This is a genomic window from Kitasatospora sp. NPDC059795 (genome assembly GCF_042732175.1).
Lineage (GTDB): Bacteria > Actinomycetota > Actinomycetes > Streptomycetales > Streptomycetaceae > Kitasatospora.
This window is the reverse complement of sequence record NZ_JBHWID010000001.1, coordinates 113,239-127,010: the sequence shown is the minus strand read 5'-3', so window position 1 is coordinate 127,010 and position 13,772 is coordinate 113,239. Positions and strand designations below refer to the sequence as shown.

At 72.4% G+C, this 13,772-nt stretch carries 16 protein-coding genes and 1 pseudogene; 10 read left to right on the top strand and 7 right to left on the bottom strand.

The window, feature by feature from the left end; translation table 11 throughout:
• Window positions 1–7: 7 nt before the first annotated feature.
• The 3 genes from ACFV4P_RS00635 to ACFV4P_RS00625 all read right to left on the bottom strand — a co-directional run bounded on the left by ACFV4P_RS00635 (window position 8) and on the right by ACFV4P_RS00625 (window position 2,928).
• Complete coding sequence (locus ACFV4P_RS00635) at window positions 8–349, bottom strand: hypothetical protein (RefSeq protein WP_380465785.1); 342 nt, start codon at window positions 347–349, stop codon at window positions 8–10.
• Window positions 350–398: 49 nt separating this feature from the next.
• On the bottom strand, window positions 399–1,904 hold the full coding sequence (locus ACFV4P_RS00630; RefSeq protein WP_380465783.1) for a hypothetical protein: 1,506 nt from the start codon (window positions 1,902–1,904) through the stop codon (window positions 399–401).
• A gap of 199 nt (window positions 1,905–2,103) precedes the next feature.
• Window positions 2,104–2,928 carry an SAM-dependent methyltransferase gene (locus ACFV4P_RS00625; RefSeq protein ID WP_380465781.1) on the bottom strand — a complete coding sequence of 275 codons (825 nt, stop codon included), beginning with the start codon at window positions 2,926–2,928 and terminating at the stop codon, window positions 2,104–2,106.
• A 444-nt stretch (window positions 2,929–3,372) separates the two neighbouring features.
• On the opposite strand from ACFV4P_RS00625, the gene ACFV4P_RS00620 reads away from it, so the two are divergent.
• On the top strand, window positions 3,373–3,903 hold the full coding sequence (locus tag ACFV4P_RS00620) for an RNA polymerase sigma factor (RefSeq protein ID WP_380465779.1): 531 nt from the start codon (window positions 3,373–3,375) through the stop codon (window positions 3,901–3,903).
• Window positions 3,900–4,523 carry a hypothetical protein gene (locus ACFV4P_RS00615; protein WP_143200439.1) on the top strand — a complete coding sequence of 208 codons (624 nt, stop codon included), beginning with the start codon at window positions 3,900–3,902 and terminating at the stop codon, window positions 4,521–4,523. The genes ACFV4P_RS00620 and ACFV4P_RS00615 overlap by 4 nt, the downstream gene beginning before the upstream one ends.
• A gap of 35 nt (window positions 4,524–4,558) precedes the next feature.
• On the opposite strand, the gene ACFV4P_RS00610 is transcribed toward ACFV4P_RS00615, so the two are convergent.
• Window positions 4,559–5,128 (bottom strand): SRPBCC family protein, encoded by a 570-nt coding sequence (locus ACFV4P_RS00610; RefSeq protein ID WP_380465777.1) that lies wholly within the window; start codon window positions 5,126–5,128, stop codon window positions 4,559–4,561.
• A 243-nt stretch (window positions 5,129–5,371) separates the two neighbouring features.
• Here ACFV4P_RS00610 and ACFV4P_RS00605 point away from each other — a divergent pair, with 243 nt between their 5' ends.
• Together ACFV4P_RS00605 and ACFV4P_RS00600 are read left to right on the top strand one after the other, a co-directional pair.
• Entirely contained in the window at window positions 5,372–5,911 is a 540-nt protein-coding gene (locus tag ACFV4P_RS00605; RefSeq protein WP_380465775.1) for an RNA polymerase sigma factor, read from the top strand.
• Between the two features lie 4 nt (window positions 5,912–5,915).
• Window positions 5,916–6,842, top strand: a complete 927-nt coding sequence (locus ACFV4P_RS00600) for a CU044_5270 family protein (RefSeq protein WP_380465774.1) — start codon at window positions 5,916–5,918, stop codon at window positions 6,840–6,842.
• A 19-nt stretch (window positions 6,843–6,861) separates the two neighbouring features.
• On the opposite strand, the gene ACFV4P_RS00595 is transcribed toward ACFV4P_RS00600, so the two are convergent.
• On the bottom strand, window positions 6,862–7,272 hold the full coding sequence (locus tag ACFV4P_RS00595) for an arsenate reductase ArsC (protein WP_380465772.1): 411 nt from the start codon (window positions 7,270–7,272) through the stop codon (window positions 6,862–6,864).
• Between the two features lie 364 nt (window positions 7,273–7,636).
• On the opposite strand from ACFV4P_RS00595, the gene ACFV4P_RS00590 reads away from it, so the two are divergent.
• From ACFV4P_RS00590 to ACFV4P_RS00570, 5 genes are all read left to right on the top strand, one after another.
• Window positions 7,637–8,275 carry a class I SAM-dependent methyltransferase gene (locus tag ACFV4P_RS00590; RefSeq protein WP_380465770.1) on the top strand — a complete coding sequence of 213 codons (639 nt, stop codon included), beginning with the start codon at window positions 7,637–7,639 and terminating at the stop codon, window positions 8,273–8,275.
• Window positions 8,276–8,452: 177 nt separating this feature from the next.
• Window positions 8,453–8,785 carry a helix-turn-helix transcriptional regulator gene (locus ACFV4P_RS00585; RefSeq protein WP_241844634.1) on the top strand — a complete coding sequence of 111 codons (333 nt, stop codon included), beginning with the start codon at window positions 8,453–8,455 and terminating at the stop codon, window positions 8,783–8,785.
• Window positions 8,782–9,885 carry an ACR3 family arsenite efflux transporter gene (gene arsB / locus ACFV4P_RS00580; RefSeq protein WP_380465768.1) on the top strand — a complete coding sequence of 368 codons (1,104 nt, stop codon included), beginning with the start codon at window positions 8,782–8,784 and terminating at the stop codon, window positions 9,883–9,885. Before ACFV4P_RS00585 ends, arsB begins: the two co-directional genes overlap by 4 nt.
• 2 nt (window positions 9,886–9,887) lie before the next feature.
• A complete protein-coding gene (locus ACFV4P_RS00575; protein ID WP_380465766.1) occupies window positions 9,888–10,934 on the top strand; it encodes an ArsO family NAD(P)H-dependent flavin-containing monooxygenase in 1,047 nt (348 codons plus the stop codon).
• A 238-nt stretch (window positions 10,935–11,172) separates the two neighbouring features.
• Window positions 11,173–12,249, top strand: a complete 1,077-nt coding sequence (locus tag ACFV4P_RS00570) for a sodium:calcium antiporter (protein ID WP_380465764.1) — start codon at window positions 11,173–11,175, stop codon at window positions 12,247–12,249.
• Between the two features lie 197 nt (window positions 12,250–12,446).
• Here ACFV4P_RS00570 and ACFV4P_RS00565 read toward each other — a convergent pair whose 3' ends face one another.
• The gene (locus ACFV4P_RS00565) at window positions 12,447–12,581 is read right to left on the bottom strand and encodes a hypothetical protein (RefSeq protein WP_380465763.1); all 135 of its coding nucleotides are present in this window, start codon (window positions 12,579–12,581) and stop codon (window positions 12,447–12,449) included.
• On the opposite strand from ACFV4P_RS00565, the pseudogene ACFV4P_RS00560 reads away from it, so the two are divergent.
• Window positions 12,556–12,825, top strand: a pseudogene (locus tag ACFV4P_RS00560) (hypothetical protein); the annotation flags it as partial. The gene ACFV4P_RS00565 and the pseudogene ACFV4P_RS00560 sit on opposite strands and share 26 nt — an antisense overlap.
• A gap of 162 nt (window positions 12,826–12,987) precedes the next feature.
• On the opposite strand, the gene ACFV4P_RS00555 reads toward ACFV4P_RS00560, so the two are convergent.
• Window positions 12,988–13,629: a dihydrofolate reductase family protein gene (locus ACFV4P_RS00555; RefSeq protein ID WP_380465761.1), complete on the bottom strand. Its 642-nt coding sequence runs from the start codon at window positions 13,627–13,629 to the stop codon at window positions 12,988–12,990.
• Window positions 13,630–13,772 lie beyond the last annotated feature (143 nt).

The following is a 13,772-nucleotide window of genomic DNA, read 5'->3' as shown; positions in this document are numbered from 1 at the left end:
AGGACGGTCACAGGCCGAGGGCGCGCACCAGGCCCTCGGCCGCGGTGGCGGCCGCGCCGCCGGCGGTCACGCCGCGGACGATCAGCTCCAGCCAGCCGCGCAGCCGGCCGGGTTCGGCGGTGCGGCCCTCGTCCTCGGCCTGCGCCAGTTCGCCGTGCACCGCGTCGGCGGTCGGCGCCAGCTCGGGCGCCTCGCTCTGCACCAACTGGGCGAGCTGCGCGGCGAGTTCACGCACCGCCGGGGCCTGGTCGGCGGCCGGTCCGGCGTAGTTGTTCTGGACGTTTCCGGTGCCGCCGATCACGGACTGGCTGATCGGGGCGTTGAAGGTGAACTGGTCGCCGCCGGACACGGGCGCTCCCTCGGGGTTCGGTCTTCGGTCTTCGGTCTTCGGTCTTCGGTCAAGGACTGGGCGCGCCGGGCGGGTTGGTCCCGCCCGCGCTGCTGCCGCCGCCGGGCGGGGCGACGTAGTTGTTCTGCACGTTGCCGGCGCCGCCGACGAAGGCGTTCTGGATCGCGCCGTTGAAGATGGTGGTCTGGTGGGTGAAGATCTGCTGCTGCTGTCGGGCGGTCAGGTCGACGGTGTCGACGTGGTGGACCGCCAGGAAGTGCTCGGTGGCATCCAGCACGGCCTGCACCATCAGCTTGAAGTAGGTGGCGGAGTCCCGGCGTTCGGAGAATTCCACCCGCGGCCAGTACGAGGCCCGCTCGCGCAGGCTGTTGGTGGTGCCGTAGTCGATGGTGCCGTAGTTCTTGCGGATCTCCCGCCGGGTCTTCTCCAGGCGGCGGGCCCGGGCCGCCGCGTCCGCGACCCGCCCGAGCAGCGCGCCCACCGAGCCGAACAGCAGCCGCGGCGTGGCGTGCAGGGCGTCCTCCAGTGCCCGCATCCGCAGCCGGACCGGGCCCGCCACCTGACGATCGGGCAGGTCGAACCGCGGCCCGAGCGGCGGCAGGACGTAGGCGTTGACGTTCCAGGTGAGGGAGGTGCGGGTCAGCTGGGCGCGCAGGTGCATGGAGACCGCCACCCGGCCGCCGTCGCCGATCAGCCGCAGGCACAGGTAGGTCTCCAGCCCGGTGGTGGGTCCGGCCGCGCCGGCCTTCACCCACTGGCTGTCGACCACGGTCAGCGGCCGACCGGTCGGGTCGGGCAGCGCCCAGGGCAGGTTCTCCAGGAAGGTGCCGCGGGCGTAGAGCCGGTTGCGCACCGAAATCCCGTCCAGGCCACTGTCCTTGATGATCCATCGGGCGACCTGGTCGTGGATGTCGGCGGCGTCGAACGCGACCGGCTTGAGCGGGTTCCCTGCCGGGTCCTTGGCCGGGCGGGCGATGTTGATCGGCTCCCAGACCTGTTCGTAGATCCGCCAGCCGCTGCCGACGAACGGGTTCACCCCGGCGACGTCCTCGTGGTAGACCACCAGGTTGGCCCGCTTGAGCAGTTCCAGCCGCTGCTCCAACTCGGGCTCCACGGGCGGGGCCTGTCCGGCCGCCTTGCCCGCGCCGTCGCCGAGTTCACGGGCGATCCGCCAGGACGTCCACAGTTCCCGGTACACCGCCGTCAGCGCGGCCAGCAGCACCACCGGGACCGCCGCCGCGGCCACCGCCGCCACGGCCTCCTGACCGTTCGCCAGGCTCCACCCGGCGAGCACCAGCAGCGCCAGCAGCGCGGCCAGCAGGCCCGCCAGCACCCGGTCGCGCCGCAGCACCCGCGCCTCGGCCTGCCGGGCGTGCCGGACCACGGCGACGACGTTGACCCCGACGGGCAGCCCGACCGCCCGGATGCCGTCCTCCGCGTACTCGGCGAGCACCTCCCGCGCGAACCGCGGATCCAGCTGCGCCGTCCGGCACATGCGCCGACTGACCAGGTCCGTACGGTACTTGGGCAACGCGGGCAGCGGACCGATCGGCATCCACCCTCCCCCGGTGAGACGCACCGCGCGAACCCGCGCGTGGGGGCGAGTGTATGCCCCGCCCGGTCGGCCCGGCAGGGCTTCCGGCGGAATCGGTCCGGTGCCCGCGGGGCCCTTGTCAGGACGCCGCGGCGCCGCGGCTCGCCCCCGTCCCCGCCGCCCGGCTCCGCCGCCCGTGCCCGCCCGCGGGCCGCGATGCTCAGCCGAGTCGGGCGACGCCCGCGTAGCAACCCGCCTGGGCGTCGGTGGTGCCCGCGGCAGCTGCGTCCGGGTTCCACCGGGGGCTGGCGACGACGCCCGGGGTGAGCAGCCGCCAGTCCTGGAACAGCGCGGTGACCTCCTCGCGGGTGCGGGCCTGCAGGTCGGTGCCGGAGTTGCGGTAGACCTTCTCCATCCGGGCGGTCGCCTCGGGGTCGAAGTCCGCGGTGAAGTGGCTGATCACCAGGTAACTGCCCGGCGCGAGGCGCGAGATGAACGCGTCGACCACGTCGGCGGCGTTCTGGCCCGGCCGGTCGGCGATGAAGTGCAGCACCGCGACCATGCTGAGCGCTATCGGCCGCTCCAGGTCGAGGGTCCGCGCGGCGGCCTCCAGGATGGTCCGGGCGTCGCGGACGTCGCCCTGGACGTAGTCGGTGCGGCCCTGCGCGGTGCCGTCGAGCAGCGCCTCGGCGTGGGTGAGGACGATCGGGTCGTTGTCCGCGTAGACCACGCGGGCGCCCGCGTTGACGCCCTGCGCGACCTCGTGCAGGTTCGGCGAGGTCGGGATGCCGGTGCCGATGTCGAGGAACTGGTCGATGCCGAGTTCGGCGATGGCCCTGGTGGCGCGGCGCATGAAGGCCCGGTTCGCGTGCGCGGCCAGCCGCGCGTTGGGGAAGGCGTCGAGCGCGCGGCCGGCGGCCTCCCGGTCGGCGGGGAAGTTGGTCACGCCGCCCAGGTAGTAGTCGTACATGCGGGCCGAATGGGCCTGGTGGATGTTCAGGTTGATGCCGATCTGCGGCGTCTGCTGAGCGATCTCGTCAGCCATCGCGCGTCCCCCCTGGTCGCCGAGCGGTGTTCGTCTGCCCCGTGCGCGGGGGTGGCGCACCGTGGCGCTCCCCTGCGCGCAGCTCATCAGATCATGCCCGTGGAACGGCCGTGCAACCAGCCTGGTCGCGCCCTGCGGACTCCATGCCCGCCCGGGCCGCCGCCAACCCCTCTCGGGGCCCGCCGACCGGGTCCCGTCGCACTCGGCACCCCTACTGGCCGCAATGGTTCCGTTTCCGTGCTCCGAATGTTCGTGGAGTTCCGTTTTCACCACAGGGATCCCGATACGCTGAAATGGTGGTGTGAGGGGGGTGACAATCCCCAGGGCAGGGCGGACAGGGCAGGGCATCGGCGTCTGGCGCGAAGGGGGCGCGGGCCGGGATCCGATCGGTGCGGGAGCGCAGTGCTCCCGCTGGGAGGGGCGAGGGTGGACCCGGAGTTCCGATTGGCGGTACCGCAGCGGCGTGATCAGTTGACCTTCGACGCGTTCTGCGAGACGCACGAACAGGCGTGGCTCGCGGCGGCGCTGGCCTGCCGGCTCTCCGAGGAGCAGGCGCACGCGGTGGTCGACGCGGTCCGCGACTGGCTGTGGGGCGACTGGCAGATGCTGCTGCGCGAACCGGCCCCGGCGGCGTCGGCGTGGCGGGTCCTCAAGGAGGAGATCGCCAGGGCCGGCCTGGCCGCGAAGGCCCCCGACAGCCCGCCCGACCTCCAGGACCAGTGGCGGGCGGCGATCCGCACGGCCATCCACCGAATGTGCCTGAGCAGGGAGTTCGACCCGGACGTGCACGGCACGTACGAGGCCCTGCTGTCCCTGCCCGAACGCCAGCAGGACGTGATCATCCTCCGCTACGCGCTGGACCTGCGGGACGAGACGGTCGCCGAGTACCTGGACTCCACGGTGGTGACGGTGCGCTCGCACGCCCGCCACGCCACCGACCGTCTGAAGGAGAAGCTCGCCCGGAGGAACGTGTGAGCCCGAGATCCACCGCGGCGCACGTGGCGCACGTGGCACTGGAGCGCGACCGCGAGGCCGCCCCCGCGCCGCTGCGGCTGGCGCACCGTCAGGCCCGGCACGAACTCGCCATGCTGAGTTCGCTGATCCTGGCCAACCCGGCGTCGGCGAGCTCGCTGGCCAAACTCGTCGACAGCGAGGTCGAACGCCCGGACGGCGCGCTGGTCCTGGGCGTTCTGCTGCACCTCGCCGACTACCAGGAGGGGGCGCGCTTCTGGTGGGAGTTCGCGGCCGGCGGCGGCAGCCACCTGGCCGCGTCCTGCCTCTGGTTCTGGCACCAGTCGCGGGGCGAGCCCAAGGACGCGAACTTCTGGCGCCTCCAGGCCGAGTCCCTCGCCGAACTCCCGCAGCCGGAATGGAAGTTGCGCTCCCCCGACCGCCCACTGGTGCCGCACAGCGTCCGCGCGGAGATACTCGCCCTCTGCAAGCAGGGCCTGCCGCCGCGGCTCCCGCCCCGGCTGGCCGCCGTCCTCAAGTCGCTGCCCGTGGAGGACGACAACGGCGACTGGCCCGAGATCCCGCACTGGAGCCCGGACGTCGTCCACCACCTCCGCACCGCCGCCGAGGAACCCCACCGCTGACCCCCCGCCCCAGGGGGGGCCGGCGGGGCCGCGGGTCAGGCGCGGGCGGCGTCGGCAGCGTCGGCAGCGTCGGAGTCGACCGCGGCAGGATCGGAGTCGACCGCAGCAGCGTCGGCGGCGATGCCCTTCAGCACCGCCTCCATGCCCTCGCGCAGGATCGCGAGCCGGGCGTCGACGAGCGCCTCCTCCTGCTCCGGGTTCTGCTCCACGAAGCGGTGCAGCGGCGTGCGCAGGTTGCCCATCCGCATGCTGTGCCGCACCCGGGTGCCCTCGCCGTCCGCCGTCACCTCGTAGTGCCAGCGCGCGAACGCGTCGCCCTCGGCGGTGGCGGTGTCCGGCAGGACCTCCCAGGCGAACCGCTCCAGCGGTGTGAACTCGATGATCCGGTTGACGGTCTGCCACTTGGTGCCGTCCGGGCGGGCGTTATGTCCGGCGAAGTGGGCGCCCACGGCGGGCCCCTCGGCGCCGTCGAGCCACTCGGTGCGCTGGAGTTCCGGGCTGAACCGGGGAGAGGTGGAGATGTCCGCCACCAGGTCCCACACCCGCTGCGGCGGGGCCGGGATCGTCGCCTCGACCACCACGCCGAACTCGTCGGAGAGTCGCACTGTCGCCTCGTTCCTGTGTCGTGCCGATCGGCCCGGCTCACACCGGGCCCGTGTTCCCCACCAGAGTGTCATGTCCCTACGAAACGCCCGGAGTTGGGGTCTACCGCCGAGTAGCCACGGCACCTGCGCGCGCCGCCGGGCAGGCCGCTCGACTGCCCGGCGCCCGATTGCCCCCACCCCCGACGCAAGAACCACCGGGGTCCCGGACACAGACAGGGTGAAGGCCGAGGACGGGGGAGATCGTTGAGTGCTGAGAGGTTCAGCGCACTGTACGACGAGCACCACACGGCGGTGCTGCGCTACGCCCGCCGCCGGGCGGGCGCCGACAGCGCGGACGACCTGGCGGCCGAGGTGTTCGTCGTGGCGTGGCGGCGCTGGCCGGAGGTGCCGGCCGAGCCGCTGCCGTGGCTGTACGGGGTGGCCCGCAACGTCGTGGCCAACCACCTCCGCGGGCAGGGCCGCGCCGAACGGCTGGCCGCCCGGTGGGAGGCCGAGCCCCTGACGCCGGTGCCCGACGTCGCCGAGGAGGTGGCCGCGCGCGACGGCGCGTACGCCGCATGGGCGCGCCTCGGGGAACGCGACCGCGAGGTACTGGCCCTGATCGCCTGGGAGGGGCTCGGCGTCCGGCAGGCGGCCGAGTCCCTCGGCTGCAACCCGGCGAGTTTCTCCGTGCAGTTGTTCCGGGCCCGTCGCCGACTTCGCGCGGCGCTCAACGACCCTGCGCCGTCCGATGCCGATTCCGTCAGCCCGACCGTCCTGGAGGTGAGCCGTGCGAGCGGTTGAGAGTGTGCGAGCACTGCTGGCCGACAGCGACCCCGCTGCCGACCTCGTGGCGGACCCCGCCCGACGCCGACGGGACCTTCGGAACATCCTGGCCGACCCGGCCGGCGGCGCGCCGCCCATCGCCCCGACTCCAAGCCGCAGGCGGGTACTCGTCCCGCTCGGGGTGCTGGCGACGGGGGCCGCGGCCGTGCTCGCCTTCGGACTCCTTCCCGGCGGCACCACCGGCAACGCCCAGGCCGCCACCCCACCGCCGCTGCACTACCGGGCGCCGGCGACGACGAATCCCGCGCCCCAACTCCTTGAGGACATCGCGCAGCACACGGCGACACTGTCCGAGCCGGACGGCCCCGACACCGTCCTGGAGTGGCGCGAGTGGAACCTGTTCACCCGGATCGACGGCGACACCGCGACCTCCCGGGTCGTGACCGAGACCCACAAGGCCCTGCTGCACCCCGACGGCTCCGGCACCGACGTCCGCGCCTTCGAAGGGGAGAAGCCGAGGACCCAGCAACTCCACCGGGGCCTCTACCCCGATCCCCTCCCGACGGACCCGGCCGCCCTGCGCGAGACACTCCGCCGATCCACCCCCGCGGTCGACAACCCCTCCGGCGCGGCCGAGGCGATCCGCAGCGTGCTCCGCGCCCAGGCACTGGACCCGGCGCAGCGCGCGGCCCTGCTCCGGCTGATCGCCGCGATTCCCGGCCTGCGCCACGACGGGACGGTCGTCGACCGGGCCGGCCGGCCGGGCGAGGCGTTCTCCGCCGAGTCGGCCGGCAGCGGCCTGCCGACGCGCTACACGTTCATCGTCGACCCGACCACCGGCAGGGTCCTCGGCGACGAGGCCATGCTCACCACCTCGGCCGGCAAGCTGAACGTCCCGGTGCCGTCGGTGATCGGCTACACCGCCTACCTGGCCGCGTACCGGAAGTGAGCGGCGTCGACGGGACCGGCTACTTGGCGTCGATCTCGGCGATCAGGTTCTCGACCAGGGCCTTGATCTCGTCGCGGATCGGGCGGACGGCTTCGACGCCCTGGCCGGCCGGGTCGTCGAGCTTCCAGTCGAGGTACGTCTTGCCGGGGAAGTACGGGCAGGCGTCGCCGCAGCCCATGGTGATGACGTAGTCGGACGCCTGGACGGCCTCGGCGGTGAGGATCTTCGGCTTCTGGTCGGAGATGTCGACGCCGACCTCGGCCATCGCCGCGACGGCCGCCGGGTTGACCTGGTCGCCGGGCATCGAGCCGGCGGAACGGACCTCGACGCGGTCGCCCGCGAGGTGCTGGAGGAATCCGGCGGCCATCTGGGAGCGGCCGGCGTTGTGGACACAGACGAACAGCACGGAGGCTGCGGGGGAGGCGGTCATCTCGCTCTTCCTCGGAGACGGGGCACGGCACGGCACGACAGGGCAGGGCGGGGGCGGTCGATCCTGCGGTGCGGCATTGCGGCAGTTGTGGTGTCCGCAGACCGACTGCGTTGCGGACACCCGACAGCCTGCGCGGAGCGGCCGCCGACGCCGCCAAACGTATCACCAGATGATGATGTCAGTCGATAGTGATGCGAATGCGGCAACAGCCCCGCCTGCGGGGTGGACGGTCGGCGGCGTCGCACGCTCCTCCACGACGGACGCTCCGCTCCGAACGCGGGGAGCGAGGGGCCGTCGGGGCCGTCGGGGCCGCTCGCACGAGGGCCGTCACCAGCGCCGACGGCGTCGCCCTAGGATTCAAGGCATGGACGTGACCACGCTGCCGCAGGGAGAGCCCACACCGATGACGCCGCGACGAACCCGCTGGCAGGAGGCGGGAAACAGCGGAGGCTTCGGCAAGCGGTTCGCCGAGCTGATCGCCGCCGGCGAGGACGTCGACGGCGAGGCCCGGCTCGCCGACACGCTCCTGCCGCGCGGCGCGCGGGTGCTCGACGCCGGCGCCGGTATGGGCCGGGTGTCCGCCGCACTCCTGAACCGGGGGCACGACGTGGTCGCGATCGAGCCCGACGCGGCACTGGTCCGGCAGGCCCGGGAGACCTACCCCGGGCTGCCGATCGAGGAGCGCGACATCCTCGACCTCGGCCCCGACGACGGCCCGTTCGACCTGGTCGTCTGCGTGGGCAACGTCATGCTCTACCTGGCCGAGGGCACCGAACGCGACGCCCTGCGCGCGATGCGCGCCGCACTCGGAGACAACGGCCGGATCCTGGTCGGCTTCCACCTCCAGGACCAGCCGGCGCACGCCCGCACCTACACCCCGGCGGAGTTCGAGGCGGACCTGACCGCAGCCGGCCTGCGCGTCGACCTGCGGGCCGGCACCTACCAGCTGCACCCCGCGAACGACGCCTACAGCGTCTGGATCCTCAGCCGCGCCCAGCACTGACCCCACCCCCGGGGTCAGCACCTCGGACTGCCGCGGCCACATCGAGGCGTGCCGCGACCGCGTTGAGGCGTGCCACGGCCGCATCGAGGCGCGCCGCGACCGCGTCGAGGCGTGCCGCGATGCGGGATTCGGCGGCAGGCTTGGAACCGCCGCGAACATCGACTAACGTATCACCGCATGGTGATGTCAGCAGTTGGTGATGTGAACGGCGCGGTGGACGTGCTGAAGGCCGTGGCCGACCCGCTGAGGATGCGGATCCTCACGCTGCTCGCCCGCGAGGCCCTGTGCACCAGTCACCTGGTCGAGGAGACCGGCGCGAAGCAGACCAACCTGTCCAACCACCTCAAGATCCTCCGCGAGGCCGGACTGGTCGACACCGAGCCCTGCGGCCGCTTCACCTACTACAAGCTCCGCCCCGACGCCCTGGAGTCCCTCGCGGGCCTGCTCGGCGATCTCGCCGCCACCGCCCGCGCCACCGCGTGCGCCGATACCAAGAGGTCCTGCCCGTGACCCCGACCAGGACCACCGCCCCCTCGCAGACAGGCGAGGCCGGGCTGGTCGGCAAGCTCTCCTTTCTCGACCGCTACCTCGCGGTGTGGATCCTGCTCGCCATGGCTCTCGGACTCGGTCTCGGCCGCCTGATCCCCGGCCTGAACGACGCCCTCGCCAAGGTCGAGGTCGGCGGGGTCTCGCTGCCGATCGGCCTCGGCCTGCTGGTCATGATGTACCCGGTGCTGGCGAAGGTCCGCTACGACCGCCTGCACACCGTCACCGGTGACCGGAAGCTGATGGCCTCCTCCCTGGTGATCAACTGGGTGCTCGGCCCGGCCGTGATGTTCGCCCTGGCCTGGATCTTCCTGCCCGACCTGCCCGAGTACCGCACCGGTCTGATCATCGTCGGCCTGGCCCGCTGCATCGCCATGGTGATCATCTGGAACGACCTGGCCTGCGGCGACCGCGAGGCCGCCGCCGTCCTGGTCGCCCTCAACTCGGTCTTCCAGGTCGTCATGTTCGGCGTGCTGGGCTGGTTCTACCTCGACGTCCTGCCCGGCTGGCTGGGCCTGCATCAGGACGGCCTGCACTTCTCCGTCGCGAAGATCGTCGTCAATGTGTTGATCTTTCTCGGGATCCCGCTGCTCGCCGGGTTCCTGACCCGTCGCCTCGGTGAGAAGAAGCTCGGCCGCGAACGCTACGAGTCGAAGTTCCTGCCGAAGATCGGCCCCTGGGCGCTCTACGGCCTGCTGTTCACGATCGTGATCCTGTTCGCCCTCCAGGGGAGGACGATCACCTCGCAGCCGCTGGACGTCGCCCGGATCGCCCTTCCGCTGCTCGCCTACTTCGCGATCATGTGGTTCGGCACCTTCGCGCTCGGCAAGGGTCTCGGCCTCGCCTACGACCGCACCGCCACGCTCGCCTTCACCGCCGCCGGCAACAACTTCGAACTCGCCATCGCCGTGGCCATCGCGACCTTCGGCGTCACCTCCGGCCAGGCCCTGTCCGGCGTCGTCGGCCCGCTCATCGAGGTCCCCGTCCTGATCGCCCTGGTCTACGTCTCCCTCGCCTGGCGCAGGAAGTTCACCGCCCGCAGCGCCTCCGCGGTCGAGCAGTAGGAGTGGACCGCCCCGACCACGACCGGGCGTCGGCGTTCGACGCCGACTCCCGGCGGCGCGTCCAGGTACTGGTGATCGGCGGCGGCCAGGCCGGACTCGCCGCCGGCTACTACCTGCGCCGCGCCGGACTCGACTTCGCGATCCTCGACGCCAACCCCGCGCCCGGCGGCGCATGGCAGCACTACTGGGACAGCCTGCGCCTGTTCTCCCCCGCCGAATACTCCTCCCTCCCGGGCCGACCGATGCCCCACCAGACAGGTGCGCCGTACCCGAACGCCCGGCACGTGGCCGCCTACCTCGCCGCGTACGAGGACCGCTACCACCTGCCCGTCCACCGCCCGGTGCACGTGACGGGCATCGAACGCTCCCCCGACCACCTGACCATCCACACCAGCGCCGATACCTGGCACGCGCAGGCGGTGGTCTTCGCCACCGGATCGTGGCAGCGCCCCTTCGTCCCCGCCGTCCCCGGACGCGAACTGTTCACCGGCCACCAGCTCCACACCACCGGCTACCGCAGAGCAGCGGACTTCGCCGGGCAGCGCGTCGTCGTGGTCGGCGGCGGCAACTCGGGCGCGCAGATCGCCGCCGACCTCACCGCCGTCACCGAGACCCGCTGGGTCACCCGCCGCCCGCCGCACTTCCTGCCGGACTCCGTCGACGGACGCGCGCTCTTCGAACTCGCCACCCACCAGGTCCGCGCCCACGCCGCCGGCGACACCCACACCGGCGTCGCCTCGCTCGGCGACATCGTCGCCACCGCACCCGTCCGCGCCGCCCGCGACAGCGGACTGCTCGCCGCGCACCCGATGTTCGACCGCCTGTCCCCGACCGGGCCGGTCTGGACGGACGGCAGCACCTGGGACTGCGACACGATCATCTGGTGCACGGGCTTCCGCCCCGACCTGGCCGCCACCCGCGCCCTCGAAGACCCCCGCATCCACCTGCTCGGCTACGGCAATTGGACCGGCCCCGCCTCCGCCACCCTCGTCGGCGTCGGCCGCACCGCCCGCACCGCCGTCGAGCAGATCCGCACACTCCTCGGTTGAGTCCCATGAAAAGCCCCCGACGATCGGCGTCGGGTAGCATGTGCGGCTGCGAAGGGGAGTAGCCCCGCGAACCGGTCATCGACATGCTGGAACCCGCTGCCGGGTTCCCGGTGGCCGGGCCCGCCGTCGGTGATGGTGGTGGGCGGGCGAGACCTTCGGCCCATTGTCGACGACTGTTGCGCGTCGGCGGGCCGAAGTCGTGCTGCCCCCGTGCCGCTCGCCTCTCGGGTTCCCGCCGGTGCGGGAAGGCCTGACGAGTTTCGTGATTCATTTCGTTCTGCTCATCGTGTGCGCGGTGGCGATCTACCTCTCGTGCGAGTGGTTCGTCAACGCGGTGGAGTGGCTGGGTGAGCGCCTCAACGTGGGAAAGATGGCGGTCGGCACGATCCTGGCCGCGTTCGGCACGGCGCTGCCCGAGTCGGTGGTCACCCTGGTCGCCGCGACCACCGGCGGCACCGCCGAGGCGAAGAACCTCGCGGTCGGCGCCGCGATGGGCGGCCCCCTCGCGCTGGCCACCGTCGCCTACGGCGTCACCGGCGCGGCGCTGCTGATCAAGCGCCGCCGTGACCGCGCCGCCTCCGCGGTCGCCGCGGCCGCGGTGCCGGCGCCCCTTGAGGCGCTGGGCACCGAGGAGGAGATGAAGCACCTGGCCAAGGACCAGAGTTGGTTCCTGCCGATCTTCTTCGTCAAGGTCTCGCTCGGTCTGGTCGCGTTCGCCTTCAAGCCCGCGCTCGGCGTGCTGTTCTTCGCCGCGTACGCCGCCTACTTCTGGCGCGAGATCCGCTCCAGCCGCGAGGACGCGGCAGCCGGGGACGGAGACGAGGAGGAGTTGGAGGCGCTGAAGCTCCAGCCGAAGAAGGCCTCGCCCGACACCTGGGCGGTCGTCGTCCAGACCCTCGCCACCCTCGTGGTGATCTTCTTCGCCGCACACTGGTTCGTCGCCCAGCTCGACGTGATCGGCCCGATGCTCGGCCTGTCCGCGACCGTCACCGCGCTGCTGCTGTCGCCGATCGCCACGGAGCTGCCCGAGATCATGAACGCGATCATCTGGGTCCGCCAGGGCAAGGTGAAGCTCGCGCTGGCCAACATCTCCGGCGCGATGATGATCCAGGCGACCGTCCCGAGCGGCATCGGCCTGCTGTTCACCAGCTGGCACTTCGACGGCCCGCTGATCTGGGCGGGCCTGATCACCATGGCCGCGATCGTCTACCTCCTGCTGACCATGCGCGCCCACCGCCTCACCCCCGCCCGCCTGGCCGTCGCCGCCGGCTTCTACGCCGTCTTCGCCATCGGCCTGATCCCCCTCCTCGCCTGACCGACCGACCGCGCCTGCCCCGTCCCCTCCCCCGCCATGACACGCCGAACGGGCCGGTGCGTACGCCGCACCGGCCCGTCGAGGCGGTTCAGGCAGGTCAGTCGTGCCTGGCGTGGCGCCTGCGACTGACGAACACGACGGCCGCGCCCGCGCCGACCAGCCCGGCGCCGCCCGAGAACACCCAGCGGAGGCCCGAACTACCCGTGTAGGCAGGCGATCGCCGAGGCGGACGCCGACACGCTCGGGCTCGGCGACGGCGGCGACGGCGGCGACGGGAAGTACACGCCGGCGTCGATCGTGTGGTCGACCTCGCCCGCGTTCGCCGGCGCCATCACCGGCTCCGTCGACTTCCGGACGAAAACCGGCTACGGGGTGGTGCACGGCAGCGAATGCGACTCGTCCAGCGACGGGCCGATCCAGTGGACGCCCACCGCCGTCCTGGTCCGCCCCATGACCGACGCCCCGGCGACCGCGCCGGCCACCCCACCCACGTCCGGCTGGTCCACCCGCCCGCTCCGGACCTCCGGCAACGCCCTGGACACCTCCCTGTCCATCGCCCTCGACCTGGGCAGCGACCCCCTACACCCCCGCCCCACCGGCCCCAACCCCACAACCGGGCCACCGCCCGGGACAGCGCCGGCCGCTGGAGTGGTGGGTTGTCGAGTGCCGGCTCGCGGCCGTCCCCTGCGGACGTCCGGCCCCACTCGGTTCCGGTCGGTTCCGGCCGACCCTGCGGGGTCAGTGCGTGTCGTCGTGGGCGAGTCCGTGGTCGGGCGCGCTCATGTCGCCGGTGCGCGGGGTGCCGTCGGCGAGTGCGTAGCGCAGGTACACAGTGCCTGCGGGAGCGGCCACGGGCGGGCTCAGGAGGGTGAGGTTGGTGGGCACCGCACCGCCGTCGAACACCTTCTTGCCGACGCCGAGGACGATCGGGTGCACCCACAGGTCGAGGCGGTCGAAGAGCTTCTCCCGCAGGAGGGTCTGCACCAGGTCCAGGCTTCCGACGACCTTCACGTGCTGGTGCCGGTCGCGGATCTGGCGTACCTCCCGGGCCAGGTCCGCTCCGAGTCGAGTGGATCCGGCCCAGGGGAGGTCGGGCGTGCCACGGGAGGCCACGTACTTCGGGACGCTGTTGAAGAGTTCGGCAATCTCGCCGTTGTTCTGGTGCGGCCAGTAGGCGGCGAAGATGTCGTAGGTGCGCCGGCCGAGCAGGAGGGCGTCGGTGCCCTCGTACGCGGAGCTGATCTGCGCCCCGGTGACGTCGTCGATCAGGGGCGCCTGCCAGCCGCCGAACGGGAATCCCGACGGGTCCTCGTCGGGACCGCCCGGCGACTGCCCGACGAGGTCGAGGGTGGCGAACAATTCGATGTGGATCAGGCCCATGGTCTGCGCTCCCGGTGAGAGGTTCTGGTCGCCCTCGTCGAGATGTAGACCCGGCGGAACCGGAAAGCTCAGCGCCACGCCGACACCCGCTTCTCTGCCCTGACGGGCTTCTCCAGGACGTCGCAGCTCTCTCACGAACTGTT

Bases quoted from the DNA above. Each gene is read 5' to 3' on its own strand.
- ACFV4P_RS00625 (WP_380465781.1), bottom strand. From the start codon at position 2,928: ATGGCTGACGAGATCGCTCAGCAGACGCCGCAGATCGGCATCAACCTG.
- ACFV4P_RS00630 (WP_380465783.1), bottom strand. From the start codon at position 1,904: ATGCCGATCGGTCCGCTGCCCGCGTTGCCCAAGTACCGTACGGACCTG.
- ACFV4P_RS00590 (WP_380465770.1), top strand. From the start codon at position 7,637: ATGGACGTGACCACGCTGCCGCAGGGAGAGCCCACACCGATGACGCCG.
- ACFV4P_RS00565 (WP_380465763.1), bottom strand. From the start codon at position 12,581: ATGGCGCCGGCGAACGCGGGCGAGGTCGACCACACGATCGACGCCGGC.
- ACFV4P_RS00585 (WP_241844634.1), top strand. From the start codon at position 8,453: ATGGTGATGTCAGCAGTTGGTGATGTGAACGGCGCGGTGGACGTGCTG.
- ACFV4P_RS00595 (WP_380465772.1), bottom strand. From the start codon at position 7,272: ATGACCGCCTCCCCCGCAGCCTCCGTGCTGTTCGTCTGTGTCCACAAC.
- ACFV4P_RS00555 (WP_380465761.1), bottom strand. From the start codon at position 13,629: ATGGGCCTGATCCACATCGAATTGTTCGCCACCCTCGACCTCGTCGGG.